Below are 21,087 nucleotides of genomic sequence, written 5' to 3'. Positions count from 1 at the left end.
TTCGAATCTTGGGAATATGCAGGCTAGGCCTGCTACTGGGTAAGTCCATAAAGGATGCAAACTCCACAAGGGTAAGGGTTAAGTTGCCAGGTAAAGACTGGCTAAATTGCTGGTTATTTTATAGTTTAACTTAGCTTAACTCAACCTGAGCGGGAAAAAGTTTTCTGGTGCAACTGCGACTTTCTGCTAGCATAGGGGTCACCAACAGGAGTGTATTATGTCAACATCTGAGCACGCTTCACCTTTACAGTGGTGGTTACCTCAGGCACTAGAGCTTGAGCAATGCTGGCAAGTCGCTATAGGTCCACTTACCTTATACCTAAAGCGTAATTTGCAGGAATGGTTGTTTAGCTTCGAGCGCGATAATGAATCAGAACTGCAATGCAGATTAGAAAGCAACGGTGCGGTCTGTTTACCTGAATTACTCGCCACACAGCGCTTTATGTTCCGCAACAGCCCTACTACTTTTCAGCTTAAACCCAAACTACTGGATCGGTCCGTGGTAATTAAAACCCGGCAGCGGGTAAGTATTCCCCCCGGAGAAAACAGTGTGTTTTACATTAGCTCACCGGTGGTGATCGATATCACAGTGCAACAACCTGCATTGAGTTTGCTCCAGCTCCCTGTGCAACGTTTATCTGATACCTGGTTTGGGCCACCAACGCATCAGGGGGAGCTTTGCTACGCCGATAAAACTCAGGCCAGACACTGTTTAGAGGAAATTCCGCCACGCCCGCACCGGGCAATCACTGCTGTGACCATTGAAAACCGCTCCACAGCCATATTAACCTTGGATAAGCTAAGTATTCCTTTACCCTATCTGGCACTGTATGGTCATCAGGACGGCAGCTTATGGACCGATCCGATAGTATTAAGACATGAAAACCTGCAAAGCCTGAGCCACTTTCAACTGGGTCAAACCTTACCAGTAGGTTTGACCAGCCAACAGCAACTCGCACCGGCGCAGTTTAAAACGGATTCCAGAGGCCTGGTCCGTGCGTTCACCGACATTTTTCAGCACTAAGGAGTTGCTATGCTAGACAAACTCTGGCTATTTTTAAATTCACCTACTGTGATAAATGGCTTGCAAGCACTGTTATTTGTCAGCATTGGCTTTGTGTTGGCGCGCCAGGTGTCACGGGCTGCCGAAAAACTGATCAGTAAAAACTTTTCCCGCCATCATGCCGCACTGTTTAAACGTCTGATTTACTGGCTCATCCTGGCATTATTCAGCGCATCGGCATTACATCAGTTGGGCTTTTCGCTGGGCGTGTTACTCGGGGCCGCTGGGGTACTATCTGTCGCTATTGGCTTTGCCTCACAAACATCTGCCTCAAACCTGATTAGCGGCCTGTTTTTAATTGGCGAGCAACCTTTTCAGGTCGGTGATGTGATTAAAGTGGGTAATACTACCGGTGAGGTGCTGTCGATCGATTTACTTTCTGTAAAACTGCGTACCTTTGATAATCTCTTTGTAAGGCTGCCGAATGAAAGCCTGATTAAATCTGAAGTGACTAATCTGACCCGGTTCCCGATCCGGCGGTTTGATATATTGTTGGGCGTCGCCTATAAAGAAAATATCTCCAAAGTACGACAAGTGTTGTTTTCCGTTGCTGAGAACAATCCGTTATGTCTGGATGAACCGGCGCCAGCGTTTTTATTCACCGGCTTTGGCGATTCAGCACTGAATCTGCAATTTTCAGTGTGGAGTACGTCAGAAAATTTCCGGGCTTTGCGTAATAGTTTGCAAGAGGAGATCAAACTCGCCTTTGAAGCAGAAAATATTGAAATACCCTATCCACAACGTACGGTATATCTTTCGGCCGAGGGCATGACGCCAATGCAATTTACAAGCGGCACTGCCAGTAGCGAGGCAAAATCCGGACGCAGTTAAAGGGAGAAGTGTAATGTGGCGTCAGTTTGGTCTGCTCGGTATCGGTCTGTGCAGTCTGCCCCTTGCGGCAGATTGTCAGTCTGACTTCGATCCGACAAAACTAAAAACACGCCAACCGATAATTGCTACAATTCAATTTCAACAAGAAAACGTCTTTGATCTTGATGAGCCTGGTATATTCTGGCTACATCGCTTTGCTAACCACACCCACATTATTACCACCGAACAAACCATCCGCGATGACTTACTGTTTCTGCAGGATGCCCCGCTGAACCTATCAGAGCTGGCCGAGACCGAGCGTCTATTACGTAGCCGCCGTTATCTGCGTGATGCCAGGGTAGAGGTTGTACAGTATTGCCCTGGAGCGAATACCGCGACCGTGCGCGTCACCACCTGGGATAACTGGTCACTCCTGCCAAAAATCGATTTTTCCAGCGAGGGGGGTGAAACCAAGTACTCGCTAGGTGTTGCCGAAGATAACCTGCTGGGTTCAGGTAATCAGATCCAGCTTGATTACGCCAAAGACAGTGAGCGTAGTGGTTACTTACTTAGCTTCGCTAGCCCAAATATCTTTGGTAGCCACTGGAACACCCTGCTTAGCTATGCCGATAACTCGGATGGTGAAAATTATCGCTTCGCAGTACAGCGGCCGTTCTACCGGCTGGATTCGAACTGGGCCTTTAATGCTGACCTGGTAAAAAACAAAGAGCAGGTCACTGATTACTTATTATCGGAAACCGTTAACGAATATAACCGCACCCGGCACCAGTTTGATGCTTCTGCCGGTTTTAAATTGGCACTGCGCGGTCACACCATCCAACGGCTCAATATTGGTATGCAACTGGAGGATGTTGATTTTAATGAACTGGACAGTACGGTTTTAAGCTTGCCTGAACAGCGCAACCTGTCTTACCTTTATCTGGAATACCAGTTACTGCAGGACGACTTCTACAAGCTGTTTAATATCAATCAGTTTAACCGGGTAGAGGATATTAATGCCGGCTGGCAACTGCGGCTGCGGTTGGGCTTAATGCAACCCTGGCTGGGCGCCGATGAAGATGGTTTAAGGCTGGAAGCGGAGGTAAGCAAAGCCTGGCAACTGAACGACCGCACCTGGCTCTTTTCAGATCTGGCCTATCAACAGCTGGACTGGCAGCAGCGCAAGCAAGAGTTGTGGCATCTGGGTTTACAGCTTAATCATCAGCTCAACGCCCGCAATAGTCTGGTCGGCAGTATCTCCGCCGAACGCGGCCGCAACTTGTTTGCCGACGAAGCGCTGTATCTCGGCGGCGATAGTGGCCTGCGCGCCTTCCCGCTGTATTATCAGCGTGGCGATAACCGCATGGTGGCCACCGCAGAGTATCGCCATTATACCGACTGGAATTTATGGCAGATTTTTGATGTCGGCTTTGCCGCCTTTGGTGATGTCGGCCGCAGCTGGGGCGGCCGCTCCGCAGAGGATTTGGCCGCATTAAACGGTAAAGCCGGTATCGATGATGAAATTCTGTTTGGCCTGGGCGTCGGCATTCGCTTGCTGTCCAGCCACTCCAGCCGCGGCACCATGATTCATCTGGATCTGACGCGGCCAATCAGTGATAACCCGGATCTCGGCAGCTGGCAGTGGCGTGTGACTGCCAAGCGCCGTTTTTAACACTGCGCCAGACTAAAATCTAAGCAGCAAACGTCAACACGCCCTAGTTCTTTTGCAGCAACGGCTGACAGAGCGGGCAAAATACCGTACTGCGCTGGCCCAACCGCACTTCTGACAGCGCAGTATCGCAGTTAACGCACGGCTGGCCACCACGGCCGTATACCAATAACTCCTGTTTAAAATAGCCGGGCTTACCGTCTACCTGACTAAAATCACGCAGCGTGGTGCCGCCCTGCACTATTGCCGCCGTCAGGGTTTCTTTGACGATGGTACAGAGCAATGCCAACTTATCAGCACTGACGTCGCGCGCCGGTTGCTGTGGATTAATACCAGCTTTAAATAAGGCTTCATTGGCATAAATATTCCCAACACCCACCACCACATGGTTATCCATTAATACCAGTTTGATCGCGCTGCCGCGGCGCTGACAAGCCTGGATCAGGGTTTCCGCAGTAAAGTCGGCCGTTAATGGCTCAGGCCCTAACTGGGCCAGCAACGGATGTTGCTCGCCTTGTGCCTGCCACAGCACGGCACCAAAGCGCCGGGTATCGTTTAAGCGCAGTGCAGTACCGTTTGCAAATAGCAAATCCAGATGATCATGTTTACCCGGCGCCAGATCCGCCGGTACCACCTTTAAATGCCCCGACATCCCCAAATGCAGAATAATACTGCCGCCGGGCAAATCGAGCAGTAAATACTTGGCGCGCCGTCTTACCGCTAAAATCGGTTGCTGCTGTTGCTGCAGCACCTCATCCGGCACCCACCAACGCAACTGACGCTGCCGGGCGACAACCTTGGTTAGCTGTTGTCCTTGCAAATGCGGGCTGATCCCCAAACGCGAGACCTCAACTTCAGGTAACTCTGGCATTTTATACTCCGGTACTCAGGTTCTCTAAGGGGTTAATCAATTAAAAACAGCAGCCGAGCCTGCGCGGCAGGCAGCAAATAAAGCTGGGGCTGCCCCACCTGTTGTAGTAAATAATCCTGCTGTGCGGGATAGAGCAACCAGATAGTAGGTGCAAACTCACCGGCCAGTTGCACACTGGCCTGGGCAACCGGCGCCTGAGTGGGCTTAGCCGCGCCAACGGCTGGCTGCAGCGGTGTATAGAGCCAGGCATTCAGCATTTGCTGGGCACTGACACTGCTGTTGCTGCGTGGTTGCAACTGCCATTGCCCGGCCGCCTGCACTAAACGCACCTCTCCTACCGCAATACTCAGCAGCTGCGATTGTTCCGGTAATAAGCTGCTTGTCGTAGGTGCCTGACCGGTACCCCGCCAGTCATACAGACTAAACATCAGTAACAGCACTATAAAAATCAGCACATTATTCCAGTTACGGCGTGACAGTTTCAGCATAATGATATGAGCAGAAGAACGCAGCGGTTCGTTATTGATAAGGCGTGGTGCAGATAGTAACGGCAGCAGGGCTAAAAAGCAAAAACCCGGCAGTGCCGGGTTTCTGGGGTTCGATTACTTGATTTTCGCTTCTTTGAAAATCACGTGCTTACGCACTTTAGGATCGAACTTTTTGATTTCCATCTTTTCTGGCATAGTGCGCTTGTTCTTCGTTGTCGTGTAGAAGAAGCCAGTGCCAGCAGAAGAAACTAAACGGATTTTATCGCGCATTTGTTAATTCCTTATACCTTGTGACCGTTAGCACGAACTTCTGCTAATACAGCGTCGATACCTTTCTTGTCAATGATACGCATACCCTTGGTAGAGGTACGTAAAGTGACGAAACGGTTTTCGCTTTCAACCCAGAAACGGTGCGTTTGCAGGTTAGGCAGGAAACGGCGCTTAGTCGCGTTGTTGGCGTGCGAACGACGGTTACCTACCATCGGACCTTTGCCAGTTACTTGGCATACTCTAGACATGTCAATATTTCTCCAAAATTACGTCAGCTCGAGCTATCTTTCACCCTTCTGGCCTTGAAGGTTGCCCCGAAAATGGATGAGGGCGCACTTTATACACGAAAGTACGGTTAAACTCAAGACAAATTCATTTTCCCGGCCAGCGGGCAGCGCTGCGAAAACGCCTTGCATCGAGACTCACGCCGGGCTGTATTCAGGTTTGCTGCCTGCTACAACCAGCCACGCTCTGCAAAAGACACCACTTCCGCATCCCCTACCACAAAATGGTCCAGCACCCGGATATCAACCAGTGCTAAAGCCTGGGTCAGGCGCTCCGTTATTGCCCGGTCGGCGCGGCTTGGCTCAGCCACCCCAGAGGGGTGATTATGCGCCAGAATAACGGCGGCGGCATTATGCTTCAAAGCGTGCTGAACTACAATACGCGGGTACACCGGGGAGGCATCAATAGTGCCGTAAAATAATGGCTCGGAGCCAATCATACGATGTTGATTATCAAGGTAAAGTACCAGAAAGACTTCGCGTAGTTCACCGCTCAGCTGATGGGCTAAATATTTTCGCACTACCGCAGGCTCTGAGCAGACCGTATCGCGTTTTAACTGTTGCTGTAAAAAACGCCGACTTAACTCCAGTACCGCCTGCAACTGCACATACTTGGCTTCACCTAAACCGCGGGCATTACAAAACTCGCTGCGACTGGCGCCGAGCAAGGCGCGTAAATCACCAAACTGCTGCAACAACTGCCTGGCCAGACTCACCGCGTCGGTACCGGCAATACCGGTGCGTAAGAAAATCGCCAGTAGCTCCGCATCCGATAAGGTGGCCGGCCCCAATGTTAACAGTTTCTCCCGTGGTCGCTCACTGAGCGGCCAGTCTGTAATTGCCATCCTGACCTCCTGTTGTTGATGTTGTCAGCGCTTAGCAGCTGAACGGGTGCTGAATTGGAGTTTCCGTGCTATCTTATGCCGACCGAGGCTGGAGCAGGACCAGAAATCATGTTGCAAACCCTTGCTGATAAACGCATTTTACTTGGCATTAGCGGCGGTATTGCTGCCTATAAAAGTGCCGATCTGGTGCGGCGCTTAACCGAACGCGGCGCCGACGTCCGGGTTATCCTGACCAGCGCGGCGCAGGAGTTTATTACCCCACTAACGCTGCAAGCCGTCTCCGGTAATCCGGTTAGCCACAGCCTGCTCGACCCGGCCGCAGAAGCGGCGATGGGCCATATTGAACTGGCCAAATGGGCCGACCTAATACTGATTGCCCCGGCCAGTGCCGATGTGATTGCCCGGCTGGCGCATGGCTTAGCCAATGATCTGCTTACTACCTGTGTACTTGCCAGTAGCGCCCCGATTGCGGTAGCGCCGGCGATGAATCAGCAGATGTATAAAAATATAGCTACCCAAAAGAATCTCGCAACATTAAAAGAACATAATTTTCACATCTTCGGCCCGGGCGTGGGTGCGCAGGCCTGTGGTGATACTGGCGCTGGTCGCATGTTAGAACCGCTGGAGCTGGTCGCACTGACCGAGCAATTATTTAGCCCGGTCAAAAATCTGCAAGGTTTACGCATTACCATTACCGCCGGCCCGACCCGCGAAGCTATTGATCCGGTGCGCTATATCAGTAATCACAGCTCTGGCAAGATGGGCTTTGCGCTGGCTCAGGCCGCTGCGGCTATGGGCGCCAAGGTCACGCTGATTAGCGGCCCGGTGCAACTTGCTACCCCCGCCGGCGTAACACGGATTGATGTGCAAAGTGCCGAGCAGATGCATCAGGCGGCGCTATCTGCCGCGGTGCAATCGGATATTTTTATTGGCTGTGCCGCTGTCGCCGACTATCGGGTAGCGGAAATCGCGGCCGATAAACTGAAGAAAGGCGCCGAAGCTGAGATGCAGCTGACGCTGGTAAAAAATCCGGACATTATTGCCGCCGTCGCCGCCCTGCCGCAGCAGCGGCCCTTTACCGTCGGCTTTGCCGCCGAAACCCGTAACGTACTGGAATATGCGCGGCAAAAGCTGCTGAATAAGCGGCTGGATATGATTTGTGCCAATGATGTATCGGCCAGCGATCGTGGCTTTAACAGCGATGACAATGCCCTTAGCGTGATCTGGCGCGGCGGCGAGCTGGATTTGCCAAAGGCACCAAAGCAACAGTTAGCCACACAGCTGATCACCCTGATCAGCGAACATTATAAAAACTAAATTCTTAACTTAATAACGCAGCGAAGCAGTAAAACCGATGAAAAAAGCTATAGATCTGAAAATTCTCGACCCGCGGATCGGCCGCGACTTTCCGTTACCAGCCTATGCCACTCCCGGCTCAGCGGGCCTGGATTTACGTGCTTGTCTGGAGCAAACACTGGTACTGGCACCGGGCCAAACCGTGCTGATCCCAACCGGTATTGCCATTCATATTGGCGATGCCAACCTGTGCGCAACCATCCTGCCGCGCTCGGGCCTGGGGCATAAACATGGCATCGTACTTGGCAATCTGGTGGGGCTGATTGATTCGGACTATCAGGGGCCCTTGATGGTGTCGATGTGGAACCGCGGCAGCGACAGCTTTAGCATTGAACCGGGCGACCGCATTGCCCAGCTGGTATTTATGCCGGTGGTACAGGCCGAATTTAATCTGGTCGAGGGCTTTGACAGCTCAGAGCGTGGTGAAGGTGGCTTTGGTCACTCTGGCAAGCAGTAAGGGCGCGAAAGCGTCCCTACTTCTGAATTAGCTAAGGATCTGAGCAGTCGCATGGCAACAATAAAAAAATCAAACCGTAAAGAAGATATCCTGCAGGCGTTAGCGGCAATGCTACAAAGCCACAGCAATGGCCAGCGCATTACTACCGCCGCCCTGGCAGAGCAGGTTGGCGTGTCGGAAGCGGCGCTGTACCGGCATTTCCCCAGCAAGGCGCGGATGTACGAAGGGCTGATAGAATTTATTGAAGATACGCTGCTATCGCGCATTAATGCCATAACCGAAGAGCACAAGGATACCCAAACCCGTATCAGTCTGATGCTGCAACTGGTACTGGTATTTGCCGAGCGTAACCCGGGCTTTTGCCGTATTTTGACCGGTGACGCGCTACAGGGCGAGCAAGAGCGCCTGCTGGAGCGCGTCGCAGCGCTGTTTGAAAGGCTGGAAACCCAGTTTAAACAGTGTTTGCGCGAGCGCAAATTACGGGAAGGTAAAAGCTTTACTATCGATGAGGCGGAGCTGGCAAACCTGCTGCTGGCCACCATAGAAGGCAAGATCAGCCAGTTTGTCCGTTCCGGCTTTAAACGCCTGCCAACCCAGTATTGGGCGGCGCAGTGGGCGTTACTCGAGCAAAGCCTGTTTGCGTAATGCTGTCTTGGTGAGTGCGGCTGTGCTACCTAAGGCACCCGCGACAGTGCTGACGTCGCTATAACAGCATCAGGCCAGTTTCTGCCACAGTGCCGCGCCCCAAACCAGCGCTACTATCACTAAACTGACAAAAACCGCTGCCGAACCCATATCCTTGGCCCGGCCAGATAGCTCATGCCGCTCTAAACCTACCCGATCGGTTAATGACTCAATGGCCGAATTCAGTAACTCCACTACCAGAACCAGGCACCATACCGCCAGCAGCAGGGCAAACTGCGCCACTGAGTCGGCCAACCAGATGGCAGCAGGGATGGCAAGCAGCGTGAGCGTCGCTTCCTGGCGAAAGGCCGACTCATAGCGCCAGCTGGCACTAAAACCCTGCATTGAACAACGAGCCGCTTTAATAATGCGCCCGATGCCAGTCCCATTTGGTTTTTGCATACTTAATCCTATTCCCTGTTGCTAATGCTAATACCTGCAATAATGCGCCAATGCTGGGCGCAAACAACGCGGCCAGCAAAGAGCTGGCCGCAGATAAGAGATTTAATCAGGCTATACCGTACTGGGCACGGTAGGCTTTTACCGCCGCCAGGTGCTCGGCCTGCTCAGGCTTGTCTGCCAGATAGCTAATCAGATCCGGCAGGCTGATAATTGAAATCACCTTAGTGTTGAAGTCGCGCTCGACTTCCTGGATCGCCGACAACTCACCCTGACCGCGCTCCTGCCGGTCCAGTGCAATCAGCACGCCGGTCAGCTCTGCGCCCTGCGCCTGGATCAGCTGCATAGATTCGCGGATCGCCGTACCGGCAGTGATCACATCATCCACCAGCATAATACGGCCTTTTAATGCTGCGCCGACTAAATTACCGCCTTCACCATGGGTTTTGGCTTCTTTGCGGTTAAAGCAGTATGGCAGGTCGCGCTGATAGTGCTCGGCCAACGCCACAGCAGTGGTAGTAGCAATAGGAATGCCTTTATAAGCCGGGCCAAACAGCACATCAAATTCGATACCCGAGTCCTGCAGCGCAGCCGCATAAAAGCGGCCCAGTTTTGCCAGATCGCCACCGGTATTAAATAAGCCGGCATTAAAAAAATACGGGCTAATCCGGCCAGATTTCAGCGTAAAGCTACCAAATTTCAGTACATTGCGTGATAACGCAAACTCAATAAATTCCCGTTGAAAGGCTTTCATCGTTACTCCTTCGCCAATACCCGTTTTTGCTCGGCCACAATCTCAGTAATGGCCGCCGCACCCAGCTCCAGCATTTGCTGCATCTGCGCAAAACTAAAGGGCGCCTCTTCGGCGGTGCCCTGAATTTCAATCACTTCGCCCTGCTCGGTCATCACCAGATTCATATCGGTTTCGGCAGCCGAATCTTCAGCATAATCCAGATCAGCAACGGCTGTACCCTGATAGATCCCCACCGACACCGCCGCCACCATATAACGCAGCGGGTTCTTTTTAATCAGGCCTTTGGCCAGCATAAAGTTCAGCGCGTCAACCAGTGCGACACAGGCACCGGTAATCGAAGCAGTACGGGTACCGCCATCAGCCTGAATCACATCACAGTCGATGGTAATGGTATTTTCGCCAAGCAGGCTTAAATCCACAGCGGTGCGCAGAGCGCGGCCAATCAGGCGCTGAATTTCCATAGTACGACCACCCTGCTTACCCCGGGCCGCTTCCCGGTCATTGCGGCTATGCGTCGCGCGCGGCAGCATGCCGTATTCCGCGGTAATCCAACCCTGGCCCTTGCCTTTTAAAAAACGTGGTACGCCTTCGGTAACACTGGCGGTACAGATCACCTTGGTATTGCCAAACTCAACTAACACTGAGCCTTCGGCATGGGCAGTGAACTGACGGGTAAAAGCGAGCGGGCGGATTTGACTGGCGGTACGGCCACTTGGACGCATTGGGCTACTCCTGACTGATAAATTAGCCACCATTATAGGGGCTATAGCCGCTGACGGCTATCTTTGTAACAGCTGACTTCGGCTTTAAACCCAGCGCAAGGCCGTGCCTAAGGCCATGCTTAAGCGCCATTATTTACGAATTTGGCAGCATGCCCCCAAATTCGCCAAACTCAGGTATACTCCAATTTATTTGCCGTTTTGGAACCGCCTTATGATCCACAGTATGACCGCCTTCGCCCGCCACGAAACCAAAGCCAGCTGGGGCACCGCCCAGTGGGAGATCCGCTCGGTAAACCAGCGTTATTTAGAATCCTACTTTCGCTTACCCGAACAGTTCCGTGGTTTAGAAAGCCTGCTGCGCGACAAGCTGCGTAACAGCCTGCAACGCGGCAAAATTGAGGTGAATTTACGCTATCAGGCCAATCAGGCTGCCGGCGAACTGCAATTAAATGATGTGTTTGCCGAGCAACTGCTGCAAAAAGCGCAGCAATTACTGCAAAAAGCACCGCAAGCCACCTTAAATATTGCCGACATTCTGCGTTGGCCCGGCGTAATGGAAACACCAAGCGAAGACCTAGACACCCTGCAAGCCGAACTGCTGGCCGGTTTCGATGCCGCCTTACAAGACTTTTTAGCCGGCCGCGGCCGCGAAGGCGCAGCTATTGAAGAGATGATCCAGCAGCGTTTAACCGCCATTAGCGAGCAAGTGGCCTTTGTGCGCAGCCACCTGCCGCAAGCCATGCAATGGCAACGCGACCGCATTCTGACCCGCTTAAATGAAATTAAAGCTGACCTGGACCAGGGCCGCCTGGAGCAGGAAATGGCGTTTTTAGCCTCGAAATCTGACGTCGCCGAAGAGCTGGACCGTTTAGACGCCCATATTAAAGAAACCCGCCACACCCTTAAAAAAGGCGGCGCCTGCGGCCGACGCTTAGACTTTATGATGCAGGAATTTAACCGCGAAGCGAATACGCTATCGTCGAAAGCCATCAGCACTGAGATTACCAATGCGGCAGTGGAGTTAAAGGTGTTAATTGAGCAGATGCGGGAGCAGATCCAAAATATCGAATAATGTCTACGGGCATCCACCAAGATGCATTAATCATATAATTTCAATAACTTAAGTAAAACCCAAGTCTACCGAAATCCACCTTTATCCACCACAAGCCACAAAAAAGTGGTGGGTAAAACGGTGGGTATGTTAGACTAACTCAGATCGCAGGTGGCGGGTAAACCACCAAAAAGTAACTTACTGATTTGAGAGGGAATATGGGTAGCCTAACTACAAAGACTGTAGAATCTTTAATTAAGAAAGGTAAGCCGGGAAGGTTTGGCGATGGTGAGGGCCTATACCTAACAGTACCCAAATCAGGTAATCCTTTTTGGTTTTTACGCTATACCTCCAACGGCAAACGCCGCGAGATGACGTTAGGCCAATACGCCAATATGACATTAGCCGAAGCGCGGGCTGAAGCTGTAATGCAGAAAAAGCAGTTAGTGGTAGAAAAGGTTGATCCACTGTTTTTAAAACAACGTGCCAAGCAGCAACAACTGCAAACCGTAGACGACTTATTTGCCGACTGGCATAAAGGCAATATCAAACGCCTTAAGCACCCGAATATCCCAGAGCGGGTTTACCGCAAAGATATCGCACCGCATATCGGCGCTGCCGCACCCAACAAAGTGGTCGCGCGTGATATCCAGTTTATTATCGAAGCCATTACCGAATCCGGCCGCCCCACCACCGCTAATGACGCCCTGCTGTATTTAAAGCAGCTATTTAACCACGGCATAAAGCTCGATGTAGTGGGTGCCAACCCTGCCAGCGCCTTTAACGTAAGCGATGCCGGTGGCGTAGAGCAAAGCAAAGATCGGGCACTTACCCTGGAAGAGCTTACCCAGGTATTTAAAGTGTTTCGGGAAAATACGGATAGTTTTGCCCGAGAGAATTACCTAGCCTGTGCGCTATTAGTCACGTTAGGCGTACGTAAAAGCGAGCTAACAGAAGCCAGTTGGCAAGAGATCGATCTAAAGGCAGGAATTTGGGAGCTACCAAAGGCGCGCAGCAAATCCGGTGTAGGAATAACTATCCCCCTACCTGAGTTATGCGTAACCTGGTTTAAAGAATTGGAAATTCGTGCAGCAGGGTCACCCTATGTGTTCCCCAACCGGCGCAGCAGCAAAAACCCACATATGGGTGCCGACACACTCAACCGCGCCATTACCAAGCTATTTGGCCATGAAGCAGGCAAAAAGAAACAGCCACCCAACAAAATGGGCGATATACAGCACTTCTCAGTACACGACTTACGCCGCACCTGCCGCACCTTGCTGGCGCAACTAGGCGTACCAGGCTATGTCGCCGAGCGCTGCTTAAACCATAAACTGCAGGGCGTTGAGGGGATTTATAACCAGCATGATTATTTTGATGAGCGGAGAGAGGCGTTGATTAGATTATCAGAATATCTAGCTAAAATAATCAACGAGTAACTATCATGTCTGAAGCAAGCGGCTGATTTTAAACCCAACAATTTGAATTCCCTGTAAATCCAGGATAAAGCAAGCTAGCCATTTGAGATAAGTTTACGCATTACCTCGCGATATTTAATTAATGAGGAGTTGACCTTCATGAGATCCACTCTCAATCTCCCATAATCTGGATACTTAACCTGAATTTCTTGAGGTGATAAGTTTTTATTATCTTGTTCTGTCAATTGCGAATCAAACCAGCGCCGATATTTTGCTTGCCATGTTGTCAGGTGCGGCCTTAAGCCTTCATTTAGTATATCGATTGATAAACCGATTATTTTGGCGGTATCTTCTCTCTTAAACATTGCAACCGGAACTTCTTTTATTAATTCTCGGGTCACTGCAAAAAATGTGTACCACGAATCATACACTTCAGTGACAACGTCATTTTCAAGATCTATCGGCAATCCTATTTTTCTGGTGCTTAGTTCAACCCAAATTTTATAAGCAATCTGCTTGTCTACGAGGTTAGGCTTAAGCTTTAACTTTTGATTGCCTAACCCGATTTCAGCTTCATCAATCTCGAAGGTTCTAAAACTTAAACCGCCTCTCCAAATGTGCTTATAGGCTAATAGAACGATTAGAACTAGCGCTCCTAACAAAATAACATAAAGTGATATATCGAATTTGATATTAAAATCTTCACCAAGAGCGATAGTTAAAAGTGTTACGTCGACTTTTTCAGCAATCTCATCTGCTTTTAATTCTTCTAATGCCATAATTATGAGTATTTTCCTGAGCCTTGGTCGACTCTTTTATCAAACAAATTAAAGTGTATAGGATCTCCAACTACCATATTCCGATAAGCGGATTTCATGACTGTTTTTTCTATTAAAGCTTTCGCATATAGCTGTGTAACCAAGCTGAATTTTCGATAATCCCTGACAGGCTTATATCCTAGCGCATTAAGATCTAGCTGTAATGCTTCACAACCAAAATATGTGAAGCATTCCGAAACCAGTACATCATGTGTACTGCCGGTATCCCTTTTTAAGTTAACCTCGTTAACTGTTCCATCTGCGTTACTATGATGCGAATCTTCTTGTATCCACTTACCCGCAGCATTTTTATGATAAATATTATCGCCAAGGACTTGGACCTTGCTGCCGTTCCGAACTGGTTTTTTTAATTCAAACCTTGGATCTGCCCAATATTCTTGAAATGTAAGTTTTTCAGTTACCTTCATCAAAAATATACAATGATATTTTTTTTCTTTCGCATTCGATGCTGCAAGGCCCATAACCCAGTCATTGACTTTGGCTGACTTCCTCAGCTTAGGTTTGCATGTCGCCAAGGTACAATAACCATGGAAGGGATTTGGCGCAAACCCCAAATCTCTTGGGATTGGATAAACAAACAGGCTTGCTCCCTCATTAATTAGCATACTACGTTACCGCCGCTTAATTTTGGAGCAGGGCTACCATCAGGATTTTTGAATATGCTTTGTCCTTCTATCGCCTTAATTACAGAATCTGCTCGCCAAGGGACAACCGCAGAACCATATTTTTCTAAGTTTTCGGGTACGGGAACTTTGTTAGTCAAACCTGATTCATATACACCAATAATCGGCTTTCCCAACTTATGTGCTTGTTCAATTTCCCAATTAACCCACTGCCGCGTGTGAGTTTCCTTTCCAATAACGACAATCAACTGGCTAGCCCAACGCATCTTCATTCTGAGAAGTCGTTTTATTGTTAGATCACTAACCCGCTTTTGATCTAATCTCTGTTGATTCTCTGGCTTCACTCTAATTGAGCTATTCCTAATGTTAAGGTTTTTACCTGCCAAAATCCTTGTCAAACCATCAACGCTTGCATCATCTTTGTGATGATGGCTAACAAAAACATTTCTTAAATTCTTTGCCATAGATAATCTCCATATTCAAATTTTGTCCTTAGCGCACAAATAAAAATTAGTTCTTAATTGACAATATTCATCTCACCCTTGGATAAATCACAATACACCTTTCCAACCTTTTTTGTTTTAATCTCACGCCAGATCTCGAAACCTAGTAAAATTGCACGCTCCCACTGACAATGGGTTTTAACGGAAACCTCAAGATGAGAAGTTAACTCTTTAATGGTTCTTAATAACGAAAAATCAATTGTATCAATCCCTTCTAAGTAAGAATGTTTTTTTGCGTACTCAAACACTAATGCTGAGATTGCTTCGTCTATAACAATGGCTCGTCCGCCATCTTCTACTTCATCGGTGATTGGATTGGAAACTCTCTTACATTGGAAGAACTTTCTGACTACCGGAGACCAGCCAAGTACCACTGCGTATGAAAAATGAAAGATATCGTGATATCTATAGCCATCGTCTTCGTAATGATTATCTCTTAATGGATTACCAAAATCCTTCCCATCAACCATTGTTTGAATATAAGCCAAGTTACCTTTTTCAAATTTTTCAATAAATTCAACGTTAAAAGCTCTGGGAAGTCGCTCTTCTGAGGGAAAGTTGTCATCTAGTAAATTAGCAGATACTGCAGTTCCGGAAATTCCTTGGGGCGTTCTACTTTCAATTTTTTTCAGGTTTGCTTTTGCAATTGCCTCTAGTGACAGCCCCTCAACAGACGAAATAGATGCTAAATACCAAAGAATATCTCCTAGCTCTTCGATTACTTTGTTCTGGAAGACTTTATAGCTCTTTCCGTCTCTTATTTGCTTTTTGAATTCGGTAGATAGCTCACCTACTTCACCAGCTAATCCAAGAAGAGAAATGACTCGCCCCTCTGCATCTGCTATGTCAAATCTCGCCGCTTTTAAAGCTAATTTTTGATATTCATCTAGATCCATAAATGCCGTCCATGTCAATGTTCCACTTTGGGGGAAAGAAGTAGTTAATGGGAATTTTGTTGGGATTATACTTTTGCTTTATTCTTGTTCTTCCAGAAATACCCTTTATTTCTGGATGAGCAATTCGACAATACTTATCCGTTTCACAGAATAAATTTTGAATATCAATGAAATGTAGCTTTCGTCCTCCAAGCAGGGGAAAGTTCAATTTCAATCTCGCAAACTCGCATTCTTGCCTATCCGTCATGATTTTAATGACATCTGCGCCAGAATAACCGCCAGTAGAAAAAAAGCACTTTGCAATCCCATCATCAGCTCCCGGTCCAGGCATAGTAAATTCGTTCTCTGAAAAGTCGGTTAAGTTGCTGTAATTAATATCTGTTACGTACTGATAAGCTAAAAATTTTCCGATCATCGGATAAGCTAAAATTTTCTCATAAGCCTCTCTCATAGAGTTTGAGTCTTGAATTTTCAGAGGCAAGTTGTTTTTCATCATTAAATCTAAAAGTTGAAGGTGAGCTTGATGCTTTCTGCTGACTTTAAAATCTCTACAACCCGAAGCCATCATGTAAGCATTTGAGTAAATTCTTTTGCCAGACACCATCTGCTTATCTAAGAAAATTGAAAACTTTTCAGAACTAAAATTTTCTTCTGTGATAGGACCAAATTCACGTTCTAATAACTGCCAAGTTTCAATCTTATTGAAAAGTTTAAACAAAATTATTCTCAAAAAGAGAGAGCGTGAATCAAATTTATCGCAATAAATGACATCTCGAATCAGGTATTGGCTAACTCGGTCACATACTCTATAGGCATTAGTAAACTTATGAATCTGCAAAATTGAGTCATTGGTTAGAGAAGACTCATTACCAATACCTTGAAGCTGTTTTACGAATATCTTTTGTCTTTCAGCCGCAAACTTCCAAAAAGTGTCGTAAGCAGGGCTAGGCACTAATTTTTGTTCAATCGGGATAGATTTGAGCTTTACCAACTTCGGTGGGGCTTTAGCTATCACATTTTCCATTTTAACGGCTTCCATATCAGCAACTAGTAATACTCTTTAATATACCCATACGCTCGGTCAAACAGCACCTGGTCGGTATGCAACTTATATTTCAACAATGCTTTGCGTAGTGACTTTTGCACTTCACGCTCGCCACCAGTGGTGTTTTGCCAACCTGGGAAGCGCACTATCCGCACAATGGCGTCTATGTCAGCAACAATTCGTTCCACTACTGCCGGGGTTTGATCGGTTTTTAGTTCCAGGAAAAGCTCTGTTAATGCCGCTTGCGGTGTTTTTTCGTTGCTCATCATCTCTTTTTCAATCGCCACGGTATCTCGGGCGATTTTGCAGAGCTCTTTGACAAACTCGATCGATGACAACAAACCTTGTTCGGCTTTATTACGCAGTTCCTCCAGGCGTTCCGACAGCTTTTTAAATTTAGGGTCACCGGCATGGCGCTTAAAGCGATTGATAAGCTCTTTCTCAATGGCCTTCGCTTTTTTTGGATCTGGGTTATTGAATATGTCCTCGATGACATCGGCATCAAGTACAAACTCATCCAGATGGTGAATTCCCCCTACATGAACATGTTGGTGAATAAGCTCCGTGGTCATGGCCCCTAATGAGAACCACAGCAACTTGCCCACGTTGTCTGCCGCTGGTTTCACAGATTCAAACACTTGAGTCAGCCAACGGTAATCGGCGGTATACGCATCCAAAATTCTGTCTGGCGACAGCGATTCCCAAAGCTTACTGAGGTATTTGTAATCTCTGGCGAAAGCGTCTTTTTTCTCGTTATCTTTAATGGCATTTTGCGCGGCTTCTAAGCCTTCAAAACCATCAAGCGTTCGGTCGACACCAACAAAATGTGCCAAGGCCGCTTGCATCGCTGCCGGGAAGGCATCACGCAGTTCTGATAAGTTCGTAACGATTTGCTGCATGGTGTTTTCATCGAACTCCAGCGCCTTGGCGGCATCATCAAATACACCGAAATAATCGACGATTCGGCCAAAGGTTTTATTCGGGTATAAGCGGTTGGTCCGGCAAATGGCTTGCAATAACGTATGATCTTTAAGCGACTTATCTAAATACATTGTCTGTAAAATGGGCGCATCAAAACCCGTCAGCAGCTTGGCGGTCACTATTAAAAACTTCTCTGGCGTGTCGTTTTTACAGAAGCTTTCCACCACTTTTTCTTGCTGGCTTTTATCGAGGCCCCACTTTTGCTTAAAGTCAAAGTCGTCGTTTGCTGAGGTAGAAATCACCACCACACTGGCTTCAGGCGGGTAGTACTTATCCAGTTCTTCTTTGTATTGTACACAGGCATAGCGGTCTGGCGTCACTATCATGGCTTTAAAGCCATGCGGCTCAACCTTCTCACCGAAATGCGTGGCAATATCTTCGACGATTTTTGCGACTCGCTCAGGCGATTTTAAAAACGCCGCCATCTTGGCGGATTTTTTATTTAACGCATCAGCCTCTTCATCGGTGAGTGCGGCTTCATCTTTAAAGGCTTCAAAGGCGGCATCAATCGCTTCGCGGTCGAGGTGAATATCAACCAAACGTGGTTCAAAGTGCAGTGGCAAAGTCGCTTCGTCACGGATTGAGTCGTGGAAGGTATAGCGTGATAAATAACCGCCAGCATCTTCGGTAGCACCAAAAGCCCAGAAGGTGTTTTTGTCGGTTTTATTGACTGGCGTCCCCGTTAAACCAAACAAAAAGGCATTTGGCAAGGCGGCGCGCATCTGCCGGCCTAAATCACCTTCTTGCGTGCGGTGCGCCTCGTCCACCAGCACTATAATATTGTCGCGGGTGTTCATATTGGGCTTGGCATCGCGGAATTTAAAAATGGTCGAAATAATTATTTTACGAGTATCTTTCGCCAGTAAATCGTGTAACTCATTGATGCTATCGGTGGTGACCACGTTGGCAATATCAGCGGCATTAAAAGTACCGGATATTTGCGTATCTAGGTCGGTACGGTCTACTAACACCAGAACCGTCGGGCTTTTTAACGACTGAGTTCGCCTTAGCTTTTGTGCGGCAAATACCATTAATAACGATTTGCCCGAGCCCTGAAAATGCCAAATCAGGCCTTTTTTAATTTGCCCTTCAATCACTCGGGCGACAATTTTATTGGCACCTTCATATTGCTGAAAACGCGGAATAATCTTCATCCGCTGCTTTTTTTTGTTTGAAGAAAACAGTGTAAAGTTGCGCAAAATATCCAGCAAGCGTGCGGGGTTTAATAAGTCAGATAATTCATGGCCAATTTCGGCAAGGCCAAGCGCTTTTACTAAAGCGGTATCGGTATCCTCAACACGCCATGGCGCCCAAAACTCAAGTGGGCAGCGCACAGCACCGTAAAACAATTCTTTGCCTTCAGTGGCAAAAGATAGAATATTCGGCACAAATAGCTGCGGCACGGCATTTTCGTAGATATCGTGAATTTCATGCGCGCCATCAAGCCAAGAAATGGCTGGGCGAATAGGTGTTTTAGCTTCGCCCACCACTACTGGAATGCCGTTGATAAACAGCACCACATCAGGAATTTTGGTTTCTCGGTGATGAATACGGAACTGATTGGTGGCAATACAGTGGTTGTTAGTCATCTCGTCAAAATCGAAGATTCGTACCGGGCGATGCGCGTTGTTTTCACCAAAGGGCATGGATTTCTCACCAATGCACCATTTTAAGAATTCTTCATTGGCTTTTACCAAGCCGGTATGCGCCACGGAGTTCAAAACGCCCCGCAGTGCATAAATCACCTCATCGGCCCGTTCTGGCTTTTGCTGAATTTCTGGATTAAGCCGGATCAGCGCCGCCCTTAACTCATCTTCCAACAGTACTTCATTAACGCTGCGATTAAGCTCCTGCGCCGAGCGATAATGCCAGTGCTGGCCATAAGTCGCTTCTGGCGAGGCTGCAAACGGCTTATCCAACGTATTGAGGTTAGTACCGGAAAGTTTATGAATAATAAAATATTCAACAGAGTTAAGTTCGGTAAAAGCCATTAGAATATCTCGTTGATAAGGGATTTTTGGAGCGCTTTGGCTTTAGAAATTGACGCTAAAACATTGTGGATGGAAGTCCAAATGAGCTCTAATTCCTTGCCAATTGCCTTTTGCTCTTCAAAAGAATGTATAGGAATAACGATTTTCTTCAAATCATCGAGATAAATATGCATGACCGTAGCCCCTGTTCCATACATATTTAATTGCTGTCTAACAAAAACAGAATTCATTAGATACCCTAAATACAAACCATCCATACCCTCAGGTCTGAAAATAAGAGTATCGCTACCTGCGTATACCTCATCATCACCAACATAAACAGCGGATTTGCCAATTTCAGTTATCGTTTCACCGGATCCAGCAAAAATTACATCGTTCTTTTTCAACCGAATAGAATTTGCACATTCAGCAGGACTAATAAATGAATGATATTCGCGGATTATTCGGTGGTGTGCTGTATAGATTTCACCATATCGTATACAGGGGACGCCTGATTCAACTAAAACGGATTTAGGGATACCCTTTCCTTTGAGAAAAACACCACAATCTTTAAGTTTTACAACACCTTTAGTCTTAGACAAACTGGCGATAACTTCTTTGATTGTTTGACCAGCAAGGTCTATTCCATGTAATAAAAATTCGATATTGCAGTCTAACTGAGTTTTTAACCTATTAAACATTGCAAGCTCGCTCTCAATAACACCGTCCATCGCCCAGAGCAGTTCTGCAAGTTCGGCTTGCTGTTCTTTGGGTGGGAGGAGGAATTCCTGTTTTGCAATTGTGCTCCAGTTGATAGTCGGTGAAAGCGAGCCGACGGAAATTTCAATCGCTTTTTCCCAGAATGTTTCTGAAAGTAAAAAGAAAGGCAAAAACTCGGGAAGAACATTTTCTGATTTGGCCCGAAGGACTAATGAATGGGCAGATGCAACTGCATCAAACTCTGCAATCGCTACACGCTTTAGATAAGCATTTCTTTTGGCAAAAACTAGATCACCTTTATAAATTTTAAGCTTATCCCCTTCAATTGACGAGGTTTTACCGAATCGCCTGAGGGATCCCCACAAATTG

The 21,087-nt window shown here is 47.8% G+C and carries 23 protein-coding genes; 8 read left to right on the top strand and 15 right to left on the bottom strand.

Going from position 1 to position 21,087, the window contains the following annotated elements:
• The first annotated feature begins 217 nt into the window (after positions 1–217).
• From A9165_RS07405 to A9165_RS07395, 3 genes are read left to right on the top strand one after another with little or no spacing between them, the layout of a single operon-like run.
• A complete protein-coding gene (locus A9165_RS07405; RefSeq protein WP_008606833.1) occupies positions 218–1,024 on the top strand; it encodes a DUF432 domain-containing protein in 807 nt (268 codons plus the stop codon).
• A 9-nt stretch (positions 1,025–1,033) separates the two neighbouring features.
• Positions 1,034–1,894: a mechanosensitive ion channel family protein gene (locus tag A9165_RS07400; protein ID WP_008606832.1), complete on the top strand. Its 861-nt coding sequence runs from the start codon at positions 1,034–1,036 to the stop codon at positions 1,892–1,894.
• A gap of 13 nt (positions 1,895–1,907) precedes the next feature.
• On the top strand, positions 1,908–3,545 hold the full coding sequence (locus A9165_RS07395; protein WP_008606830.1) for a BamA/TamA family outer membrane protein: 1,638 nt from the start codon (positions 1,908–1,910) through the stop codon (positions 3,543–3,545).
• A gap of 43 nt (positions 3,546–3,588) precedes the next feature.
• Here A9165_RS07395 and mutM read toward each other — a convergent pair whose 3' ends face one another.
• The 5 genes from mutM to radC form a co-directional block, all read right to left on the bottom strand.
• Complete coding sequence (gene mutM / locus A9165_RS07390) at positions 3,589–4,413, bottom strand: bifunctional DNA-formamidopyrimidine glycosylase/DNA-(apurinic or apyrimidinic site) lyase (protein ID WP_008606829.1); 825 nt, start codon at positions 4,411–4,413, stop codon at positions 3,589–3,591.
• A 32-nt stretch (positions 4,414–4,445) separates the two neighbouring features.
• Positions 4,446–4,901 (bottom strand): hypothetical protein, encoded by a 456-nt coding sequence (locus tag A9165_RS07385; protein WP_065955437.1) that lies wholly within the window; start codon positions 4,899–4,901, stop codon positions 4,446–4,448.
• 114 nt (positions 4,902–5,015) lie between these two features.
• The gene (gene rpmG, locus A9165_RS07380; RefSeq protein ID WP_008219722.1) at positions 5,016–5,171 is read right to left on the bottom strand and encodes a 50S ribosomal protein L33; all 156 of its coding nucleotides are present in this window, start codon (positions 5,169–5,171) and stop codon (positions 5,016–5,018) included.
• A gap of 11 nt (positions 5,172–5,182) precedes the next feature.
• Positions 5,183–5,419, bottom strand: coding sequence for a 50S ribosomal protein L28 (rpmB, locus tag A9165_RS07375; RefSeq protein ID WP_008950179.1), 237 nt, complete (start codon positions 5,417–5,419; stop codon positions 5,183–5,185).
• Positions 5,420–5,625: 206 nt separating this feature from the next.
• Entirely contained in the window at positions 5,626–6,300 is a 675-nt protein-coding gene (gene radC / locus A9165_RS07370; protein WP_008606824.1) for a DNA repair protein RadC, read from the bottom strand.
• 108 nt (positions 6,301–6,408) lie between these two features.
• On the opposite strand from radC, the gene coaBC reads away from it, so the two are divergent.
• Genes coaBC through slmA form a run of 3 tightly spaced genes read left to right on the top strand, consistent with a single transcriptional unit; the run spans position 6,409 to position 8,758 of the window.
• On the top strand, positions 6,409–7,617 hold the full coding sequence (coaBC, locus tag A9165_RS07365; protein ID WP_008606823.1) for a bifunctional phosphopantothenoylcysteine decarboxylase/phosphopantothenate--cysteine ligase CoaBC: 1,209 nt from the start codon (positions 6,409–6,411) through the stop codon (positions 7,615–7,617).
• 37 nt (positions 7,618–7,654) lie between these two features.
• Complete coding sequence (dut, locus tag A9165_RS07360) at positions 7,655–8,113, top strand: dUTP diphosphatase (RefSeq protein ID WP_008606822.1); 459 nt, start codon at positions 7,655–7,657, stop codon at positions 8,111–8,113.
• A 51-nt stretch (positions 8,114–8,164) separates the two neighbouring features.
• Positions 8,165–8,758, top strand: a complete 594-nt coding sequence (gene slmA / locus A9165_RS07355) for a nucleoid occlusion factor SlmA (RefSeq protein ID WP_008606820.1) — start codon at positions 8,165–8,167, stop codon at positions 8,756–8,758.
• 69 nt (positions 8,759–8,827) lie between these two features.
• Here slmA and A9165_RS07350 read toward each other — a convergent pair whose 3' ends face one another.
• The 3 genes from A9165_RS07350 to rph all read right to left on the bottom strand — a co-directional run bounded on the left by A9165_RS07350 (position 8,828) and on the right by rph (position 10,672).
• A complete protein-coding gene (locus tag A9165_RS07350) occupies positions 8,828–9,199 on the bottom strand; it encodes a diacylglycerol kinase (protein WP_039924941.1) in 372 nt (123 codons plus the stop codon).
• A gap of 106 nt (positions 9,200–9,305) precedes the next feature.
• Positions 9,306–9,950, bottom strand: coding sequence for an orotate phosphoribosyltransferase (gene pyrE / locus A9165_RS07345; RefSeq protein WP_008606815.1), 645 nt, complete (start codon positions 9,948–9,950; stop codon positions 9,306–9,308).
• Between the two features lie 2 nt (positions 9,951–9,952).
• The gene (rph, locus tag A9165_RS07340) at positions 9,953–10,672 is read right to left on the bottom strand and encodes a ribonuclease PH (protein WP_008606814.1); all 720 of its coding nucleotides are present in this window, start codon (positions 10,670–10,672) and stop codon (positions 9,953–9,955) included.
• 211 nt (positions 10,673–10,883) lie between these two features.
• Here rph and A9165_RS07335 point away from each other — a divergent pair, with 211 nt between their 5' ends.
• Both A9165_RS07335 and A9165_RS07330 read left to right on the top strand, forming a co-directional pair.
• Entirely contained in the window at positions 10,884–11,744 is an 861-nt protein-coding gene (locus A9165_RS07335; RefSeq protein WP_065955436.1) for a YicC/YloC family endoribonuclease, read from the top strand.
• 197 nt (positions 11,745–11,941) lie between these two features.
• On the top strand, positions 11,942–13,162 hold the full coding sequence (locus A9165_RS07330; protein WP_065955435.1) for a site-specific integrase: 1,221 nt from the start codon (positions 11,942–11,944) through the stop codon (positions 13,160–13,162).
• A gap of 74 nt (positions 13,163–13,236) precedes the next feature.
• Here the strand turns inward: A9165_RS07330 and A9165_RS07325 are convergent, their stop codons facing one another.
• The 7 genes from A9165_RS07325 to A9165_RS07295 all read right to left on the bottom strand — a co-directional run.
• Positions 13,237–13,920, bottom strand: coding sequence for a hypothetical protein (locus A9165_RS07325; protein WP_218060733.1), 684 nt, complete (start codon positions 13,918–13,920; stop codon positions 13,237–13,239).
• A gap of 2 nt (positions 13,921–13,922) precedes the next feature.
• Positions 13,923–14,585 (bottom strand): hypothetical protein, encoded by a 663-nt coding sequence (locus A9165_RS07320; RefSeq protein ID WP_065955434.1) that lies wholly within the window; start codon positions 14,583–14,585, stop codon positions 13,923–13,925.
• A complete protein-coding gene (locus A9165_RS07315) occupies positions 14,579–15,067 on the bottom strand; it encodes a TIR domain-containing protein (protein ID WP_065955433.1) in 489 nt (162 codons plus the stop codon). Before A9165_RS07315 ends, A9165_RS07320 begins: the two co-directional genes overlap by 7 nt.
• 53 nt (positions 15,068–15,120) lie before the next feature.
• Entirely contained in the window at positions 15,121–16,002 is an 882-nt protein-coding gene (locus A9165_RS07310) for a nucleoside triphosphate pyrophosphohydrolase family protein (protein WP_065955432.1), read from the bottom strand.
• Positions 15,989–17,041, bottom strand: coding sequence for a nucleotide kinase domain-containing protein (locus tag A9165_RS07305; protein WP_218060732.1), 1,053 nt, complete (start codon positions 17,039–17,041; stop codon positions 15,989–15,991). Before A9165_RS07305 ends, A9165_RS07310 begins: the two co-directional genes overlap by 14 nt.
• A gap of 8 nt (positions 17,042–17,049) precedes the next feature.
• Positions 17,050–20,019, bottom strand: coding sequence for a type I restriction endonuclease subunit R (locus A9165_RS07300; protein WP_065955431.1), 2,970 nt, complete (start codon positions 20,017–20,019; stop codon positions 17,050–17,052).
• Positions 20,019–21,087: restriction endonuclease subunit S (locus A9165_RS07295; protein WP_065955430.1), on the bottom strand; the 1,069-nt coding region annotated here is incomplete at its 5' end. The genes A9165_RS07295 and A9165_RS07300, both read right to left, overlap by 1 nt.

Source organism: Alishewanella sp. HH-ZS (assembly GCF_001704375.1).
GTDB classification, from domain to species: domain Bacteria; phylum Pseudomonadota; class Gammaproteobacteria; order Enterobacterales; family Alteromonadaceae; genus Alishewanella; species Alishewanella aestuarii.
Note: the sequence above shows the minus strand (reverse complement) of the source record. Positions and strands in the feature narration are given on the sequence as shown.